The organism is Nocardioides mangrovicus, assembly GCF_003674065.1.
In the GTDB taxonomy this organism is placed as follows: domain Bacteria; phylum Actinomycetota; class Actinomycetes; order Propionibacteriales; family Nocardioidaceae; genus Marmoricola; species Marmoricola mangrovicus.
The window spans coordinates 301,840-318,125 of record NZ_RDBE01000010.1; the positions used below are offsets into that span (position 1 = coordinate 301,840).

17 protein-coding genes are annotated in these 16,286 nt (G+C 71.3%); 9 read left to right on the forward strand and 8 right to left on the reverse strand.

Going from position 1 to position 16,286, the window contains the following annotated elements; all coding sequences use genetic code 11:
- Positions 1 to 112: 112 nt before the first annotated feature.
- The 5 genes from D9V37_RS16070 to D9V37_RS16090 all read right to left on the reverse strand — a co-directional run bounded on the left by D9V37_RS16070 (position 113) and on the right by D9V37_RS16090 (position 2,794).
- Positions 113 to 412 carry a DUF1416 domain-containing protein gene (locus D9V37_RS16070; RefSeq protein ID WP_121807859.1) on the reverse strand — a complete coding sequence of 100 codons (300 nt, stop codon included), beginning with the start codon at positions 410 to 412 and terminating at the stop codon, positions 113 to 115.
- Positions 412 to 1,260, reverse strand: coding sequence for a sulfurtransferase (locus tag D9V37_RS16075; RefSeq protein ID WP_121807181.1), 849 nt, complete (start codon positions 1,258 to 1,260; stop codon positions 412 to 414). The genes D9V37_RS16070 and D9V37_RS16075 overlap by 1 nt, the downstream gene beginning before the upstream one ends.
- A gap of 31 nt (positions 1,261 to 1,291) precedes the next feature.
- Positions 1,292 to 1,726, reverse strand: a complete 435-nt coding sequence (locus D9V37_RS16080) for a DUF4395 domain-containing protein (protein WP_121807182.1) — start codon at positions 1,724 to 1,726, stop codon at positions 1,292 to 1,294.
- A gap of 223 nt (positions 1,727 to 1,949) precedes the next feature.
- Positions 1,950 to 2,399, reverse strand: a complete 450-nt coding sequence (locus D9V37_RS16085; RefSeq protein WP_121807183.1) for a thioredoxin family protein — start codon at positions 2,397 to 2,399, stop codon at positions 1,950 to 1,952.
- Positions 2,400 to 2,491: 92 nt separating this feature from the next.
- Complete coding sequence (locus D9V37_RS16090) at positions 2,492 to 2,794, reverse strand: MoaD/ThiS family protein (protein WP_232524958.1); 303 nt, start codon at positions 2,792 to 2,794, stop codon at positions 2,492 to 2,494.
- A 100-nt stretch (positions 2,795 to 2,894) separates the two neighbouring features.
- On the opposite strand from D9V37_RS16090, the gene D9V37_RS16095 reads away from it, so the two are divergent.
- On the forward strand, positions 2,895 to 3,614 hold the full coding sequence (locus tag D9V37_RS16095) for a winged helix-turn-helix transcriptional regulator (protein ID WP_121807184.1): 720 nt from the start codon (positions 2,895 to 2,897) through the stop codon (positions 3,612 to 3,614).
- A gap of 5 nt (positions 3,615 to 3,619) precedes the next feature.
- Positions 3,620 to 4,501 carry a mycothiol synthase gene (gene mshD, locus D9V37_RS16100; RefSeq protein ID WP_232524959.1) on the forward strand — a complete coding sequence of 294 codons (882 nt, stop codon included), beginning with the start codon at positions 3,620 to 3,622 and terminating at the stop codon, positions 4,499 to 4,501.
- A gap of 104 nt (positions 4,502 to 4,605) precedes the next feature.
- On the opposite strand, the gene D9V37_RS16110 is transcribed toward mshD, so the two are convergent.
- Positions 4,606 to 5,667: an alpha/beta hydrolase gene (locus D9V37_RS16110; protein ID WP_232524960.1), complete on the reverse strand. Its 1,062-nt coding sequence runs from the start codon at positions 5,665 to 5,667 to the stop codon at positions 4,606 to 4,608.
- Between the two features lie 174 nt (positions 5,668 to 5,841).
- Here D9V37_RS16110 and D9V37_RS16115 point away from each other — a divergent pair, with 174 nt between their 5' ends.
- Positions 5,842 to 7,947: an RNA degradosome polyphosphate kinase gene (locus D9V37_RS16115; protein WP_198412667.1), complete on the forward strand. Its 2,106-nt coding sequence runs from the start codon at positions 5,842 to 5,844 to the stop codon at positions 7,945 to 7,947.
- Positions 7,948 to 7,973: 26 nt separating this feature from the next.
- Here the strand turns inward: D9V37_RS16115 and D9V37_RS16120 are convergent, their stop codons facing one another.
- On the reverse strand, positions 7,974 to 8,948 hold the full coding sequence (locus D9V37_RS16120; RefSeq protein WP_147455976.1) for an ArsR/SmtB family transcription factor: 975 nt from the start codon (positions 8,946 to 8,948) through the stop codon (positions 7,974 to 7,976).
- Between the two features lie 50 nt (positions 8,949 to 8,998).
- Positions 8,999 to 10,057 carry a hypothetical protein gene (locus D9V37_RS16125; protein WP_158604497.1) on the reverse strand — a complete coding sequence of 353 codons (1,059 nt, stop codon included), beginning with the start codon at positions 10,055 to 10,057 and terminating at the stop codon, positions 8,999 to 9,001.
- An 18-nt stretch (positions 10,058 to 10,075) separates the two neighbouring features.
- Here D9V37_RS16125 and D9V37_RS16130 point away from each other — a divergent pair, with 18 nt between their 5' ends.
- From D9V37_RS16130 to D9V37_RS16155, 6 genes are all read left to right on the forward strand, one after another.
- Positions 10,076 to 10,939 (forward strand): NUDIX hydrolase, encoded by an 864-nt coding sequence (locus tag D9V37_RS16130; protein WP_158604498.1) that lies wholly within the window; start codon positions 10,076 to 10,078, stop codon positions 10,937 to 10,939.
- A 206-nt stretch (positions 10,940 to 11,145) separates the two neighbouring features.
- Positions 11,146 to 12,249 carry a phosphate ABC transporter substrate-binding protein PstS gene (gene pstS, locus D9V37_RS16135; RefSeq protein WP_198412604.1) on the forward strand — a complete coding sequence of 368 codons (1,104 nt, stop codon included), beginning with the start codon at positions 11,146 to 11,148 and terminating at the stop codon, positions 12,247 to 12,249.
- A gap of 9 nt (positions 12,250 to 12,258) precedes the next feature.
- Positions 12,259 to 13,194, forward strand: a complete 936-nt coding sequence (pstC, locus tag D9V37_RS16140) for a phosphate ABC transporter permease subunit PstC (RefSeq protein ID WP_121807189.1) — start codon at positions 12,259 to 12,261, stop codon at positions 13,192 to 13,194.
- Positions 13,191 to 14,261 (forward strand): phosphate ABC transporter permease PstA, encoded by a 1,071-nt coding sequence (pstA, locus tag D9V37_RS16145; protein WP_121807190.1) that lies wholly within the window; start codon positions 13,191 to 13,193, stop codon positions 14,259 to 14,261. The genes pstC and pstA overlap by 4 nt, the downstream gene beginning before the upstream one ends.
- A 48-nt stretch (positions 14,262 to 14,309) precedes the next feature.
- Positions 14,310 to 15,089, forward strand: coding sequence for a phosphate ABC transporter ATP-binding protein PstB (gene pstB / locus D9V37_RS16150; RefSeq protein WP_121807191.1), 780 nt, complete (start codon positions 14,310 to 14,312; stop codon positions 15,087 to 15,089).
- Between the two features lie 130 nt (positions 15,090 to 15,219).
- On the forward strand, positions 15,220 to 16,272 hold the full coding sequence (locus D9V37_RS16155) for a hypothetical protein (RefSeq protein WP_121807192.1): 1,053 nt from the start codon (positions 15,220 to 15,222) through the stop codon (positions 16,270 to 16,272).
- Positions 16,273 to 16,286: the final 14 nt, after the last annotated feature.

Sequence of the window (16,286 nt, forward strand, 5' to 3'; positions counted from 1 at the left end):
GGTCAGTCGCTGGCCCCCGTGGCGCAGACGATCGGTCGTTTCAGGACAGAGAAAAAGCCCGAAAGGGACATTTCCGTATCCCTTCGGGCCTTTGCCCTGACTTCATTGTTGCTTATGACAGGGAAACCGTCACCTCAACCACGGAACCGATTTCGGCCACGACCTTTTTGTCGATTGTTTCCGATTTGGGGGCCAACGTCCGCAAGGTCCACTCCCCCGGCCCGGCGAAGAACCGGAAGTGCCCGGTGGCCGACGTCGGCACCTCGGCGGTGAACTCGCCGCTGCGGTCCAGCAGCCGTACGTAGGCGTTCGGCACGGGCTGGTCGCCACGGGTGACGACACCCTGCACCACGGCCTCCTTCGCCACGTCGACGCCGTCGAGGGAGAGCCCGCCCTCGGTCGCTCCGCACATCACAGGCTCCCGGGCTCGTCACCCAGCACGACCGGCACGCCGACCAGCGAGCCGTACTCGGTCCAGGACCCGTCGTAGTTCTTCACGTTGGACTGGTCGAGGAGCTCGTGGAAGACGAACCAGGTGTGGCTCGAGCGCTCACCGATGCGGCAGTAGGCGATGGTGTCCTTGTCCCAGTCGACACCGGCCTCGGAGTAGATCTGCTTGAGGTCGTCGTCGGACTTGAAGGTGCCGTCGTCGTTGGCCGCCTTGCTCCACGGCACGTTGGCCGCGGTGGGGATGTGGCCCGCGCGCTGGGCCTGCTCCTGCGGCAGGTGGGCGGGAGCCAGCAGCCGGCCGGCGAACTCGTCGGGGCTGCGCACGTCGACCAGGTTCTTGGTGCCGATCGCCTCGACGACCTCGTCGCGGAACGCCCGGATCGAGGCGTCCTGCTCGCTCGCGGTGTAGGAGGTGGCCTCGCGGCCGGGGACCTCATCGATCAGCTCGCGGCTGTCGAGCTCCCACTTCTTGCGGCCGCCGTCGAGCAGCTTGACGTCGCCGTGGCCGTACAGCTTGAAGTACCAGTACGCGTAGGCGGCAAACCAGTTGTTGTTGCCACCGTAGAGCACGACGGTGTCGTCGTTGGCGACGCCGCGCTCGGAGAGCAGGGCCTCGAACTGCTGCTTGTTGACGAAGTCGCGGCGGACCTGGTCCTGCAGGTCGGTCGTCCAGTCGAGCTTGATGGCGCCCTTGATGTGGCCCTTGTCGTAGGCGCTGGTGTCCTCGTCGACCTCGACGAGCACCACCTTCGGGTCGTCGAGGTGCTCCTCGACCCACGCGGCGGTGACGAGAGTGTTCTCGCGGCTCATCAGTTTCCTCTTCTCTTGGTGGTGGTAGGTCTCAGCGTGCCGGCGCGAGCCGGCGGATCAGCAGGTACATCTCGCAGCCCAGGCAGAACCTGAAGACCGCGTTGAGCAGGGCGGCGACCAGCGCCAGTCCGGTGGCCACGGCACCCAGCAGCCCGAGCCCGACGACGTAGCCCACGAGCCCGACGACGGCGAAGGCCAGGCCGACGCCCTGCGCGAACCGGGGCGGCTCGGGGTCCTCTAGGTGGTCGGGCGGGGCGAGCCGGGGGCGCACCAGGCGCCGGAAGACCAGCGACCACGGTCCGGCCTGCACGCCGCGGGTGGCCCCGATGGCGAACAGCACGGCCTGCGCGGCGAGCAGTGCGACGCCGACCGGGCGCGGCGCGGTGAGCAGCACGACGGCGAGCACCAGCGCCGTGACGGCGGCGGTGAACTGCGGCCCTCGTGGGTCGAGGCCGGGGGCTGACATGGGTCTCTCCTGGGTCCGGGCGGGCATGGGACGGCTACCGGGGACGCGCGAGGACGCGGGCTCCGGTCAGGAGCGCCGACACAGCGAGGAGCGCACGCGGCAGTGGTCCACTGCGCGCCGCTTCGTCAGCCAGGTCGTCGGCATGTCCACGACAGTAGGCGTAGCCAGCCACCCCTTCGTAGCGATGCGTCCGCATGATGGACAGCCGTCTCGCGATATGGGATCAGAGGGCGCTGTCCAGGGCTGCCAGCACCTGCTGCTTCGACGGTGCACCGCTGGCCCGGGTGATCTCGTCCCCACGGGCGTCGAGCACGATCGTCGTCGGCGTCCGCATCACCTCCAGGCGGCGCACGAGCGCGAGGTGCTGCTCGGCGTCGACCTCGACGTGGGCGACGCCCGGCACGGTCTCGGCGACGCCCGCGAGGACCTGCCGCGTGGCGCGGCACGGTGCGCAGAACGCAGAGGAGAACTGCAGCAGGGTGGCGCGCTCGCCGAGGCGATCGGCGAACTCCGTGCCGGCCAGGAGGCCGGCGGGCGCCGGCGCGGGGAGGCCCGGCGCGTCGGAGGGGGCGCCCGGAGCGGACGCGGCGAACCGGCCGTCGGTGAGACGACGCCAGACGCCGAAGGCCAGCGCGGCCACCACCGCCACGACGAGCACCACGACACCGGTCACGGCCAGGCCAACGCCGCCGGCGAGCCCGGTGTTCCTCGAGCCCGGTGTTCCTCGAGCCCGTTGTTCCTCGAGACCGGTGTTCCCGATGCCGGCTAGCCACCCGCGAAGGGCGGGAGCAGCTCGACCGACTCCCCCGGGCCGACCATCACCTCCGCCGGATCGCGCTGACCCACCGGCCGCTCGCCCACCAGCACCGAGCACACCCCCACCACCGACTCGAACCGGACGTCGGGGTGCAGCGTGCGCACCTGCTCGAGCACGTCGGCCAGGCTCACCGGTCCAGACGGGGCGGGCAGCCGATCGAGGGCGGTTCCCGCGGCGGCACGGGCCGCAGCCCAGTACCGGACGGTGATGTTCGTCCCGTCCTGCGGATCCACGGTGTCACCGGCGCTCACGTTCGTTATTCTTCCCGTCACCCCACGGAAACCGTGAGTCACGTCCGACGACGAGGTCGGCGCGGCCAGGATTCGCCCCCGCCCCACGAGCGGAGACACCATGAGCACCCTGCTCCTCCTGACCAGCGCCCTGCAGCCCTCGGCCGAGGTGCTGCCCGGCCTGGCGCTGCTGAACCACCAGGTCAAGATCCTCCCTGCCGAGGGCAGCGCGCTGCTCGAGGCGCCCGAGTGCGACCTGGTCATCGTCGACGGCCGGCGCGAGCTGGCCCACTCGCGCGACCTGTGCCGGCTGATCCGCACCACCGGCGTCGACCAGCCGGTGCTGCTGCTGGTCACCGAGGGCGGGCTCGCGGCCGTCTCGGCCGATTGGGGCATGGACGACCTGCTGCTGGTCACCTCCGGCCCCGCCGAGATCGAGGCACGCATCCGGGTCGCGCTGGAGCGGCTGGCCGCCCGCAAGGACGACGACGACCCCGAGGCCCACGTCATCCGCAGCGGCGAGGTGGCCGTCGACGACGCCACCTACACCGCCAAGCTCGGCAAGCGCACGCTCGACCTGACCTTCAAGGAGTTCGAGCTGCTCAAGTACCTGGTGCAGCACCCGGGCCGCGTGTTCACCCGCGAGCAGCTGCTCCAGGAGGTGTGGGGCTACGACTACTTCGGCGGCACCCGCACCGTCGACGTCCACGTGCGCCGGCTGCGCGCCAAGCTGGGCACCGACAACGAGGCGCTCATCGGCACCGTCCGCAACGTCGGTTACCGCTTCGTGGTGCCGCCGAAGGAGACGCGCGACGCGGTCGAGGAGTCCGTGGCACCCTGAGCGTCGTGCCCCGCCGCATCACCGCCGACGAGTTCGACTGGTCCGCCTCCACAGGCCCCGCCGCGCAGCTGCGCGCGATCGCGGCCGCGGCCGATGAGCACGACGGCGTCGTCAGCCTCAACGAGGCCGCGCAGCTGCACCTCAAGCATCGCGGTCTCGACGGCTCGACCCTCGTGCTCGACGAGGGCGGCTTCGCCCTGCTCACCGGCAGCGACCTGGACCTCGTCGTCGCCCCCGAGGCCCGGAGCCACGGGCTGGGCACGGCGCTGGCCCGCGAGGCGCTGAGCGGCGTCGACCGCGAGATCGACGCGTGGTCGCACAGCGACTGCGGCGCGGCCGCGCGCATCGCCGAGCGCCTCGGCCTGCCGCGCGAGCGCGAGCTGTGGGTGATGTCGCGCCCGCTCGACGCGACGCTGCCGGCGGCCGAGCCGAGCGCCGGCTACACCGTGCGCACCTTCCGCGACGGCGACGAGGAGGGGCTGCTGGAGACGAACGCGCTCGCGTTCTCCCACCACCCCGAGCAGGGCCACATGAGCCTGGCCGACTTCCGCGAGCGTCAGTCCGAGGACTGGTTCGACCCCGCCGGTCTGTTCCTGGCCGTCGACTCCGAGGAGCAGATCCTCGGCTTCCACTGGACCAAGGTGCACCGCGAGGAGAACCTGGGCGAGGTCTACGTCGTCGCCGTCAACCCCCGCGCCGCCGGCCGCGGCATCGGCAAGGTGCTCACCAACGCCGGCCTGCTCCACCTGCGCGACCTCGGCCTGCCCACGGTCATCCTCTACGTCGACGGTGACAACGCCCCGGCCATCGCCGTCTACGACGGCGCCGGCTTCACCCGGGTCCGGGTCGAGGCGCAGTACCGGGGCGTCCCGGCGCTGGCCGGATAGCGCCGGGCCGGCCAGCAGGACGGGTGGCAGGACGGGTAGCAGGACGGGTAGTCCGTGACGATCGGACCCCGAAAGGCCCCGGAAGAGGGTCCGTTCGTCACGGACTAGCGGTCCTGGCGGCTACCGGTCCTGGGGGTGGCCAGCGACCGCGCCACCACCCCGGCGATCTCCTCGGTCGCCGCGCGCGAGCTGGGGGCGACCAGGACGTTGAGGAAGCCGTGGATCTGGCCGTCGAAGCGGCGGCACTCGACCTCGACGCCGGCGGCGCGCAACTTCGCGGCGTAGGCCTCGCCCTCGTCGCGCAGCGGGTCCAGTGCCGCCGTGGCCACGTACGCCGGCGCGAGGCCGGCGGGCGGCTCGGCCAGCTGCGGCGAGGCGCGGGGGTCGGCGCGGTCGGCCTCCTCGGGCAGGTAGGAGGCGGTGGCCAGGTCCATGAACTCGGTGGTGAGGAACAGGCCGCGGCCGAAGACCTCCCGGCTGTGCGAGGCGGTGACCATGTCCGTGGCCGGGTAGACCAGCAGCTGCAGCGCGCACGGCAGTCCCTCACGGGCGGCCGTCGCGGCGGTGGTGGCCGAGAGCAGGCCGCCCGCGGAGTCGCCGCCGACGCCGATGCGCGCGGGGTCCGCGTCGAGCGAGGCGGCGTGCGTCACCGCCCACCGGTACGCCGCGGCCGCGTCGTCGACCGCCGCCGGGAACCGGTGCTCGGGGGCCAACCGGTAGTCCACGGCCAGCACCCGGACGCCGGCGCGCTCGGCCAGGAACCGGCAGACCGCGTCGTGGGAGTCCAGGCTGCCGTAGATCATGCCGCCGCCGTGGAGGAAGACCAGGAGTCCGGAGGGCCCGGTGTCGGCCGGCACCAGCGCGCCCGGCACGTAGAGCCGCGCGTCGAGCGGCCCGGCGGCACCGTCGACCTGCAGCACGCGGATCGCGGCGACCGGCTGCCGGCCGCCCACCAACGCGGCCTGCCGGTCCATCGCCCGCCGGCCGGCCGGGATGGGCAGCGACTCGATGGCGGGTTCGCGGGTCAGCCGCTGCAGCCGGAGCATCAGCTGGGTGTCGCCGGCCAGCCGTTGGCCGTCGACGTCGACCGCGCGCCCGGCCAGCCGCCGGACCAGCCGGGGCGACGCGCCGAGCAGCCAGCGCAAGAGCCGACCTCGAGCATCCACGGGGGGAACCTACCGTTCACCGGGGAGTGGGACACTCCAGGTGTGACCAACAACCCCTACCCCGGCCGGCACGTCAGCGAGGCCGACGAAGGCCCCCTCGACGCGGCGTACGACGGCGGGCTGCGGGTCATCTCCTCGAAGACCTTCGACGTCGAGCCGCCGTACGAGCCGGAGATCGACGACCTCGACACCGCCGACTTCGACGACCGCTTCTTGGACCGGGAGCTGTCGTGGCTCCACTTCAACGCCCGCGTGCTCGAGCTGGCCGAGGACGACACGCTGCCCCTGCTGGAGCGGGTGCGGTTCCTGGCCATCTTCGCCAGCAACCTCGATGAGTTCTTCATGGTGCGAGTGGCCGGCCTCAAGCGCCGCATCGCGGCCGGCGTGGCGGTACGGGCGGCCTCGAGGCTGATGCCGCGCGAGGTGCTGGACCAGATCTGGACCACCACGGCGGCCCTGACCTCGCGCCACGCCGCGCTGTTCCGCGACCGGATCGTGCCCGCGCTGGCCGAGCAGGGCATCGAGCTGGTGCGCTGGTCCGAGCTCGACACCGCTGAGCAGAAGCACTGCAAGAAGCTGTTCCGCGACCGCATCTTCCCGGTGCTCACCCCGCTGGCGGTCGACCCCGCGCACCCGTTCCCCTACATCTCGGGTCTCTCGCTCAACCTCGCGGTCATCGTCCGCAACCCCAAGACCGGCAAGGAGCACTTCGCGCGGGTCAAGGTGCCGCAGAACTTCACGCGGTTCGTGCCGCTGCCCGACGACGTCTCCCACAGCGGCGGCCGGGGCTCCCACCGCTTCGTCCCGGTCGAGGACGTCATCGGCGAGCACCTCAAGCGGCTCTTCCCCGGCATGGAGGTGCTCTCCGCCCACACCTTCCGGGTCACCCGCAACGAGGACCTCGAGGTCGAGGAGGACGACGCGGAGAACCTGCTGGCCTCGATGGAGAAGGAGCTGCTGCGCCGCAAGTTCGGGCCGGCGGTGCGCCTGGAGGTCGAGGAGTCGATCGACGCCCAGATCCTCGACCTGCTGGTCTCCGAGCTCGGGGTGAGCGACTCCGAGGTGTTCCGGCTGCCCGGCCCGCTCGACCTGCGGGGCCTGCACGACGTCGCCGACCTGGACCGCGACGACCTGAAGTACCCCACGTTCATCCCGGCCACCAACCCGCTGCTGGCGCCGGTGGAGTCGGCCTCGCCGGTGGACGTCTTCAAGGCGGTCTCGCGCGCTGACGTGCTGCTGCAGCACCCCTACGACTCCTTCGCCACCTCGGTGCAGCGCTTCATCGAGCAGGCCGCGGCCGACCCGCACGTGCTCGCCATCAAGCAGACCCTCTACCGCACCTCCGGCGACTCCCCCATCATCGACGCCCTCATCGACGCCGCCGAGGCCGGCAAGCAGGTGCTGGTGATCGTGGAGATCAAGGCCCGCTTCGACGAGGTGGCCAACATCCGGTGGGCCCGCAAGCTCGAGCACGCCGGCTGCCACGTCGTCTACGGGCAGGTGGGCCTGAAGACCCACTGCAAGCTGGCCATGGTGGTGCGCGAGGAGCCCGACGGCATCCGTCGCTACACCCACATCGGCACGGGCAACTACAACCCGAAGACCGCGCGCATGTACGAGGACCTCGGGCTCATCACCACCGACGAGGTCATCGGCGAGAACGTCGCGAACCTCTTCAACAACCTCAGCGGCTTCTCCCGCAAGCCCTCCTACGACGACCTGCTCGTCGCGCCCGGCTCCGCGCGCACCGGCCTCATCGAGCGGATCCGCGCGGAGGTGGAGCACCATCGCGCCGGGCGTCCGGCCCGGATCCGGTTCAAGGCCAACTCGATCGTCGACGAGGCGATCATCGACGAGCTCTACCGGGCCTCGCGCGCCGGCGTCCCGGTCGACCTGCTCGTCCGCGGCATCTGCGCGCTGCGCCCCGGCGTGCCCGGCCTGTCGGAGACCGTGCGCGTGCGGTCGGTGCTGGGCCGCTTCCTCGAGCACAGCCGCATCTTCTGGTTCGCCGACGGCGGAGCGCCCACGGCCTACATCGGCTCCGCGGACCTGATGCACCGCAACCTGGACCGCCGCGTCGAGGTGCTGGTGAAGCTGCCGGGCAGTGCCGAGGTCGACCAGGTGGGCGAGATCCTCGACCTGGCCTTCGACCCGCGGACGTCGGCCTGGCAGCTCGCGGCGGACGGCGAATGGACCCGACCGGCGACCGCTCCCGACGGCGGACCGCTGCAGGACCTGCAGGAGACGCTCATCGAGCAGCACCGCCGCCGCCAGCGCTGATCCGACCCCCGGGTGCGCGGGTGTCGCTACTCGGCCCGGCCGAGCAGGAGCTCCCCCAACGCCGTTGTGCGGTGCTCGATCGAGCGACCCTGTCGGCCGCTGGTCACCAGGCCCGCATCGCGCAGCACGGCCAGGTGCTCGCTCACCGAGGACGCCGGGAGCTCCAAGCGGCTCGCGACCGCTCCGGTGCTGCTGCCGGAGGAGACCGCAGCGAGCACCGCGGCACGACGGCGGCCCAGCAGCGCCTGCAGCGGACGCCCGGGGCCGCAGGTGGCGCCCACGGCGACGTCGCGGGCCGCGGGGTAGACCACGGTCGGGCGCCCGGAGGTCTTGGCCGGCGTGACGGCGCGCTGCCAGCAGAAGGTCGAGGGGATCAGCACCAGACCCCGCCCGCGCAGCTCGACGTCGGCTCCGGGGGCGAGCACGTCGAGCACCGGCGGGTCCCACCGCATGACCTCGGGGTCGAAGCCGTCGAACAGCGCCGCCACCCCGCGCCGCAGCGCCGAGCGGCGCCGCTGGCTCTCGCGGGCGACCGTCTCGACCAGCTCGCTCTCCAGCGGCTCGATCGCCAGCCGGTAGTACCTGCTCAGCGACGCCCGAAGCACGCCCGCGGTCGCCCGGGGGTCGCGCCCGAGGTCGCGGAGCCAGGCGGTGCGCGGCCGCCGGCGGCACAGCCGGTCGATCTCCTCGCGCACCAGCTCCGGAGGCGTCGAGACCACGCGCCGGATCGCCTTGACCGGCGAGAGGTCGGAGATGTCGGGGGTGAGGAAGTCCGGGAAGTAGGAGTCGTTCGGGTCCAGCTCGCACAGTCGCCGCACCGCCTCGCGCAGCGAGCTCTCGCCCAGGCCGTGCTCGACCGTGCGGCGCCAGACGTCGAACACGTCGGCGCCGTCGTCGTGCTGGAGCACGTGGAGGCTGAGCACGGTCTCCCACATGACGTGTGGTCGCTCGGCCACGGTGACCCGGTCAAGGTCGCCGTCCGAGAAAACGATCCGCGGCACCTCCTCGTCCTCCCCCGAGCAGCGCGCGTCAAACCTGCGCGACCCGCTGCTCAGCACGTCGCGAAGAGCACCGGCCCGTCGTCGACCTGGCTGAGCACGAACCCGTCCTTGGCCCGCGGCTTCGCGGTGAGCAGGACGGCGTCGCCGTCGGTGCGGCTGCGGGTCAGGCGGAAGTCGTCGGCGTAGGAGCCGGCCCGGCCGACCGCGGGACCCACGAACAGCCGCGCCCGCGAGCGCAGGTTGTCCTTGGCCTGCTGGTCGTTCTCGAAGCCCAGGGTGACGTCGAGGCCGCGGTCGGCGCGCATCCCCATGACGACGCCGTCCAGGGAGTCCACGCCGCCGGCCCGGCGGACGAGCCGGTCGGCGGTGCGCTGGTCGCTGGCGTCGGCCTGGCTCATCGAGAGGTCCTCGCAGGCGAAGCCGCCGCGCCACAGGTAGGCCGCCGCCGGTTCGGGCGACCTGCCCGCCAGCGACGGCAGGCTCGAGCCGGACAGCGAGTCGGCATCGCCGCTCAGCACTCGTGCCGAGCGCCCGGCGTACCCGGCGTTGTCGCTGGTGAGCACCAGGTGCTTCGCGGCGTCGACGACCACGTACTGCAGCTCCGGTGAGATCGTCGGGTCGATGGAGGCGACCAGGTCCACGCCGCCCTTCCACACCCCCAGGTCGCTGCCGGGCCGGGTGTAGCCCAGGGTCTCGAGGTGGTCCTGCACCGCGTCCATGTCGGTGTCGGAGGGCAGCTGCAGCACCATGACGGCTCCGCTGCGCGACTGCGCGTACGCCTCCCACTCGGCGTTGGCCGGTGAGAAGCCGTAGTGCTGGTCCAGGGCGGCCGCCGACTCGTCGATGCTCGAGGCAGCGCTCAGGTCGGTGCGGTAGCCGCGGTCCATGAAGGCCTGCACCCGCGCCTTGGTGCCCAGCTTCGGATGCAGCTCCTCGCGCACCAGAGCCCAGTCGGTGAACGCGATCCGCAGCGAGGAGGCGGGCAGCAGCGCCAGCGCCCGCTGCAGCGGCGAGCGGTCGTGGCGGCGCACCTCGACGACGACCGCGGCCACCGCGACGACCAGGACCAGGACCAACCCGACGACCAGGAGGTTCCGCCGGCGCCGCACGGTGGAACACTACTGAGTGTGGCCGAGGAGCCGGTGGTCGCTGCGGGAACGGTCGTCCTCCGCGACGGGGGCGTGCTGCTGCTGCACCGACCCAAGTACGACGACTGGTCCTTCCCCAAGGGCAAGCAGGAGCCCGACGAGCACGTCGTCACCACCGCCGTCCGGGAGACGCTGGAGGAGACCGGGCTCGCGGTGCGGCTGGGACGACCACTGCCGACCCAGACCTACGTCCAGCGCGACGGCCGCAGCAAGCTGGTCCACTACTGGCGGGCCGAAGTCGTCGGCGACCCCGGCGTCTCCGGCTACGAGCCGAACGACGAGGTCGACCAGGTGGCATGGGTGCCGATCGAGGAGGCCGCCGCGCGGCTGACCTACTCCCGCGACGTCGCGGTACTCGGCGACGCCGTGAAGCACCCCAAGCCGACGACGCCGCTCGTCCTGCTGCGCCACACCAAGGCACTGGGCCGCAAGTCCTGGGACGACGACGACCGGCTGCGTCCGCTCACCGAGCAGGGGCGGGCCCAGGCGCTGGCCCTGGTCCCGGTGCTGGCGGCCTACGGCATCACCCGGGTGGTGAGCTCCACGAGCACCCGCTGCGAGCAGACCGTGAGCCCGTTCGCCGCTGAGCAGGGGCTCAGCCTGACCGCGACCCCGGTGCTCGCCGAGGAGCACGAGCCCAACCCGCAGGACGCCTGCGCGCTGCTCGACGAGCTGCTGGCCGACCCCGAGCCGACGGTGGTCTGCACGCACCGTCCGCTGCTGCCGGGGCTGCTGGACCACCTGGGCATCGACGTCCCGACGCTCAGCCCGGGCGATCTGGTCGTCGCGCACCACCGCCGGCAGCGGCTGCGAGCGGCCGAGCTGCACGAGACCGACGTCTGATCGGGCGTCCCAGCAGCGGCGGCGACGACGGTTGAGCCGGCAACCACTGGTCGCCTGTTGTTCACCGAATGCCCCGATGTGCGCTGGGACACGGCGCCAAAGCCTCGGGCTGCGTTCACCGGCCGTTCATGCGGCTCCCCGGGTCACGTCACCTGTCGTCCCTACGTTCACTCCCGATACGTCATCGACGACTGTAGGAGAACCACGTGAAGTCCAGCACCTCTCGCCGGCTGATGGTGCCCGGCGTCGCCGCCCTCGCCCTCGGCTTCGCCCTGACCGGCTGCGGCGCAGGCAACGAGGGTGGCAGCAGCAGCTCCTCCGACTCGTCCCTGTCCGGGACCCTGAGCGGGTCCGGCTCCAGCGCCCAGCAGACCGCCATGCAGAGCTGGCGCAGCGCCTTCCAGACCAAGAACTCCAAGGTCACCGTGAACTACGACCCGGCCGGTTCCGGCGCGGGCGTGGAGAAGTTCAACGGCGGCGGCGTCGACTTCGCCGCGTCGGACTCCCCGCTGAACGCCGACGCCGGCGAGATCGACGCCGCGAAGAAGCGGTGCGGCGGCGACGCCATCGAGGTGCCCGACTACATCAGCCCGATCGCGGTGATCTACAACCTCAAGGGCGTCGACAAGCTGCAGCTCGACCCCAAGACGGTCGCCGGCATCTTCGAGGGCAAGATCACCACCTGGGACGACGCCGCGATCAAGGCCGACAACCCCGGCGTCTCGCTGCCCTCGACGAAGATCACGCCGGTGCACCGCTCCGACGACTCCGGCACCACCGACAACTTCACCGACTACCTCTCCCAGGCCGGCGGCGGCGCGTGGACCTCGCCGCACAGCAAGACCTGGCCGCTCAAGAGCGGTGAGGCCGGAGCGCAGAGCTCTGGCATGGTGGCTGCCGTGACCAATGCGGAGGGCTCGATCGGCTACGTCGACGACAGCGCCGCCGGCTCGCTGTCCAAGGCCTCGATCAAGGTCGGCGACGCTTACGTCGCCCCCTCGGCCGACGCCGCCGGCAAGGCGCTGGCCGCCTCGCCGCTGGACGACAGCCGCCCGGAGAACGACATCGCGGTCAAGGTCGACCGCACCACCACCGAGTCCGGCGCCTACCCGCTGATCCTGGCCTCGTACCTGATCGCCTGCCCGACCTACAAGGACAGCGGCAAGGCCGACGCGGTCAAGGCGTTCATGGCCTACATCGTCTCCGACGACGGCCAGCAGGCCGCCGCCAAGGCCGCCGGCTCGGCCCCGCTCCCCTCGGAGCTGGCGAAGAAGGCCCAGGACGCGGTCGACACGATCAAGGCCGGCTGACCAGCAGCCTTGTCCACCACCGCTCCGAAGACCAGGTCACCCCGGCGCCGCCTGGGTGACCTGGTCTTCTCCGGAACCACCTCCGGCGCCGCGCTGATCATCTTGCTGGCGCTCGCCGGGGTCGCGATCTTCCTGACCGCGAAGGGCGTCCCGGCCCTCAAGGCCACCGGCGACGACCTGTCCGGCGCGAAGAACATCGTCAGCTACACCGCGCCGCTGGTCTTCGGCACGCTGTGGGCGGCGCTGCTGGCGCTGCTCATCGCGACGCCCCTCTCGATCGGGGTGGCGCTGGCGGTCTCGCACTACGCGCCCCGCCGCATCGCCACGGTGCTGGGCTACCTCATCGACCTGCTGGCCGCCGTGCCCAGCGTCGTCTACGGCCTGTGGGGCAGCCTGTTCCTGGCGCCGCGGCTGGTGCCGAGCTACTCCTGGCTGGGCGACCACGCGCACTGGCTGCCGCTGTTCAGCGACAACTCCTCGGCCACCGGGCGCACCATCTTCACCGCCGCCATCGTGCTGGCGATCATGGTGCTGCCGATCATCACCGCGATCTCGCGGGAGATCTTCGCCCAGACGCCGCGGCTCAACGAGGAGGCCGCGCTGGCCCTGGGGGCCACGCGGTGGGAGATGGTGCGGCTCTCGGTGTTCCCCTACGCCCGCTCGGGCATCGTCTCGGCGGTCATGCTCGGCCTGGGCCGCGCGATGGGCGAGACGATGGCCGTGGCCATGGTGCTCAGCGCCAGCGGCGTCGTCACCTTCGACCTCAACTCCTCGACCAACCCCTCGACGATCGCGGCCAACATCGCCTTGAAGTTCGCCGACGCCACCGGGCTGCGCGTCAACGCGCTGATCTTCACCGGGCTCGTGCTGTTCGTCATCACCTTCGTGGTCAACTTCATCGCCCGGGCGATCGTCTCCCGCGCCGACCGGAGGCTCGCGGCATGAGCGCCACCCAGCAGAGCGTCCAGGAGCACATCCCGCTGCGTCACCCGCGGCTGCCCCGGTGGGCGCCGGTCCTGGTCGGCGTCGCCTCCCTGGCCCTGTCGGGCATCCTCTCGCTGGCGCTGGGCTGGCACGTGGTGCCGTGGGTGATCGTGGCGCTGCTGCTCTACGTGCTGATCCTGCCGGGCTGGTCGCGGGTGGTGGAGAACCCGCGCGCCGCCAAGGACCGGCTGATGACCAGCCTGGTCTGGGCCTCGCTCGGTATCGCCCTCGTGCCGCTGGTCTCGCTGCTCTACAAGGTGGTGGCCAAGGGGCTGCCGCAGATCGACGGCAACTTCATGACCTACTCGATGCGCAACATCGTGGGTCCCGGCGGCGGCGTCTACCACGCGATCATCGGCACGCTGCTCATCACCCTGGCCGCCACGATCGTCTCGGTCCCGATCGGCCTGCTCACCTCCATCTACCTCGTCGAGTACGGCTCCCGCTCGCGCATCGCGTCGTGGATCCGGTTCCTGGTCGACGTCATGACCGGCATCCCCTCGATCGTCGCCGGCCTGTTCGCCTACGCGCTGTTCGTCCTCATCACCGGCACCGAGGGCATCCACCTCGGGTTCGGCGGGTCCATCGCGCTCTCCCTGCTGATGGTGCCGATCGTCGTGCGCTCGGCCGAGGAGATGCTGAAGCTGGTGCCCGGCGACCTGCGGGAGGCCTCGTACGCGCTGGGCGTGCCGAAGTGGCTCACCATCGTGCGCGTCGTGCTCCCGACGGCGCTGCCCGGCATCGTCACCGGCGTCACGCTGGCCATCGCCCGCGTCATCGGCGAGACCGCGCCGCTGCTGATCATCGCCGGCTTCACCGACTCGGTGAACACCAACCTGTTCGGCAACGCCCCGATGGAGACGCTGCCGGTCTTCATCTACTACAGCTACACCCAGCCCGGCGTGGACGCCTCGGTCGGGCAGAACTACGCCTGGGGCGCCGCGCTGGTCCTCATCGTCATCGTCATGGTGCTCAACGTGGGCGCCCGGCTGCTCGGGCGGCTGTTCTCCCCCAAGTCGGGTCACTGACCGCGCCGTCCCTCGACGCAGCGCCCCCGGAAAGGAAGACTTCCCCTCATGGCCAAGAGCATCGACGTCTCTGACCTGAACATCTACTACGGCGACTTCCTCGCCGTGGAGGGCGTCAACATGACCATCCCGGCGCGGTCGGTGACCGCGCTGATCGGCCCGTCGGGCTGCGGCAAGTCGACCTTCCTGCGTTCGCTCAACCGGATGCACGAGGTGATCCCCGGCGCCCGCGTCGAGGGCAAGGTCGTCGTCGACGGCCAGTCCATGTACGACCCGGCCGTCGACCCGGTCGAGGTGCGCCGCCAGATCGGCATGGTCTTCCAGCGTCCGAACCCCTTCCCGACGATGTCGATCCGCGACAACGTGCTGGCCGGGCTGCGGCTGAACAACAAGAAGCTGAAGAAGGCCGACGCCGACGACGTCGTCGAGCGGTCGCTGCAGGGCGCCAACCTGTGGAACGAGGTCAAGGACCGGCTGGGCAAGCCCGGCATGGGCCTCTCCGGCGGCCAGCAGCAGCGGCTGTGCATCGCCCGCGCGATCGCCGTCCAGCCCCAGGTGCTGCTGATGGACGAGCCCTGCTCGGCCCTCGACCCGATCTCGACCTCGGCCGTGGAGGACCTCATCCACGAGCTGAAGACCGACTACACGATCGTCATCGTCACCCACAACATGCAGCAGGCGGCCCGCGTCTCGGAGGACACCGCCTTCTTCAACCTCGCCGGCGCCGGCAAGCCCGGCCGGCTGGTCGAGATGAACCCCACCAAGAAGATCTTCTCCGTCCCCGACCAGGAGGCCACCGAGGCCTACATCTCGGGGCGGTTCGGGTAGGTCGCCCGCTGGCGGGATAGTCAGAGACGAAATGGCTGTCGGATCGGTGATCTGACAGCCATTTCGTCTCTGACTATCCCGCCTGTGGATGACCGAAGCGAGGGCGGCCAGTTCTGGGCAGGATGCGCCCGTGCTGGAGCCCGCGTACCGACCGACCCGGAGCGACGTCGTCGCCCCGGTCATGGTCGACCCCTCGGGGCAGCGCGGGCCGACGCGCGCTCGAGCCCGCGGGCCGCAGTGGCGTCGCACCAGCCATGGTTTCTACGTCCCGGCGGACGTCGACGGCGACGCTCCGCTCCAGCGCATCGCCGAGGCAAGTGTCGCGATCCCCGAGATCGGCGGGCTGACCGGCTGGGCGGCCCTTCGCTGGCTCGGTGCCACGTGGTTCGACGGGACGGCCGATGGCGGCCGACGCCAGCGGCCGGTCACTCTGGCGACCTGCTACATGGACGTGCGCACCCAACCGGGCATCGAGATCTGCCAGGAACGTCTCGCCCCCACCGAGCTGGTGATCCATGAGGGCATCCCGGTGACCGAACCTGCTCGGTCGGTCTGCTTCGAGGCCCGCTACGCCAGGTCGAAGCTGGACGCTTTGGTCACCATCGAGATGGCGGCGTTCCACGATCTCGTGAGTGCCGCGGAGTACGCCGACTTCACACTCGAGCGCCGCGGCTGGACCGGAGTCCCGCAAGCGCGCGAGCTCATCGACCTCATCGACGAGAACAGCTGGTCACCGATGGAGACGCGCCTGCGCATGCGGTGGTGCCTGCACCTGGGGCTTCCTCCACCGCTGGCCAACCGGCCGTTGTTCGACCTGCAGGGCCGGCACATCGGAACCCCGGACCTCTTCGACCCGTCCCGGGCGCTGGCGGTCGAGTACGACAGCCATCTGCACCTCACCACATCGCGACGCGCCGTGGACCGCGACCGCGAGACACTCTTCCGCGACCATGGCGTCGAGGTGGCCACCATCTTGACCGCCGACGGCGCCCACAGCGGGGCTCTGGCCAAGCGTCTGGGAGAGGCCGTCGACCGGGCCGAGCGGACCCTGCCCTCCCGCACCGCCCGCTGGACCCTCCAGCAACCCGCCTGGTGGCTGCCGTCGCAGACCGTCGAACAGCGCCGTGCTCTCGCCGCCCGCGGCCTGTTCCGCTACCTGCCCAGTCACCGACATGCCGCGTAACCCCGCGGTGGCGG

Coding starts and splice junctions, on each gene's coding strand:
- D9V37_RS16070 (WP_121807859.1), bottom strand. CDS start 412: ATGTGCGGAGCGACCGAGGGCGGGCTCTCCCTCGACGGCGTCGACGTG.
- D9V37_RS16075 (WP_121807181.1), bottom strand. CDS start 1,260: ATGAGCCGCGAGAACACTCTCGTCACCGCCGCGTGGGTCGAGGAGCAC.
- D9V37_RS16080 (WP_121807182.1), bottom strand. CDS start 1,726: ATGTCAGCCCCCGGCCTCGACCCACGAGGGCCGCAGTTCACCGCCGCC.
- D9V37_RS16095 (WP_121807184.1), top strand. CDS start 2,895: ATGAGCACCCTGCTCCTCCTGACCAGCGCCCTGCAGCCCTCGGCCGAG.
- pstA (WP_121807190.1), top strand. CDS start 13,191: ATGAGCGCCACCCAGCAGAGCGTCCAGGAGCACATCCCGCTGCGTCAC.
- pstB (WP_121807191.1), top strand. CDS start 14,310: ATGGCCAAGAGCATCGACGTCTCTGACCTGAACATCTACTACGGCGAC.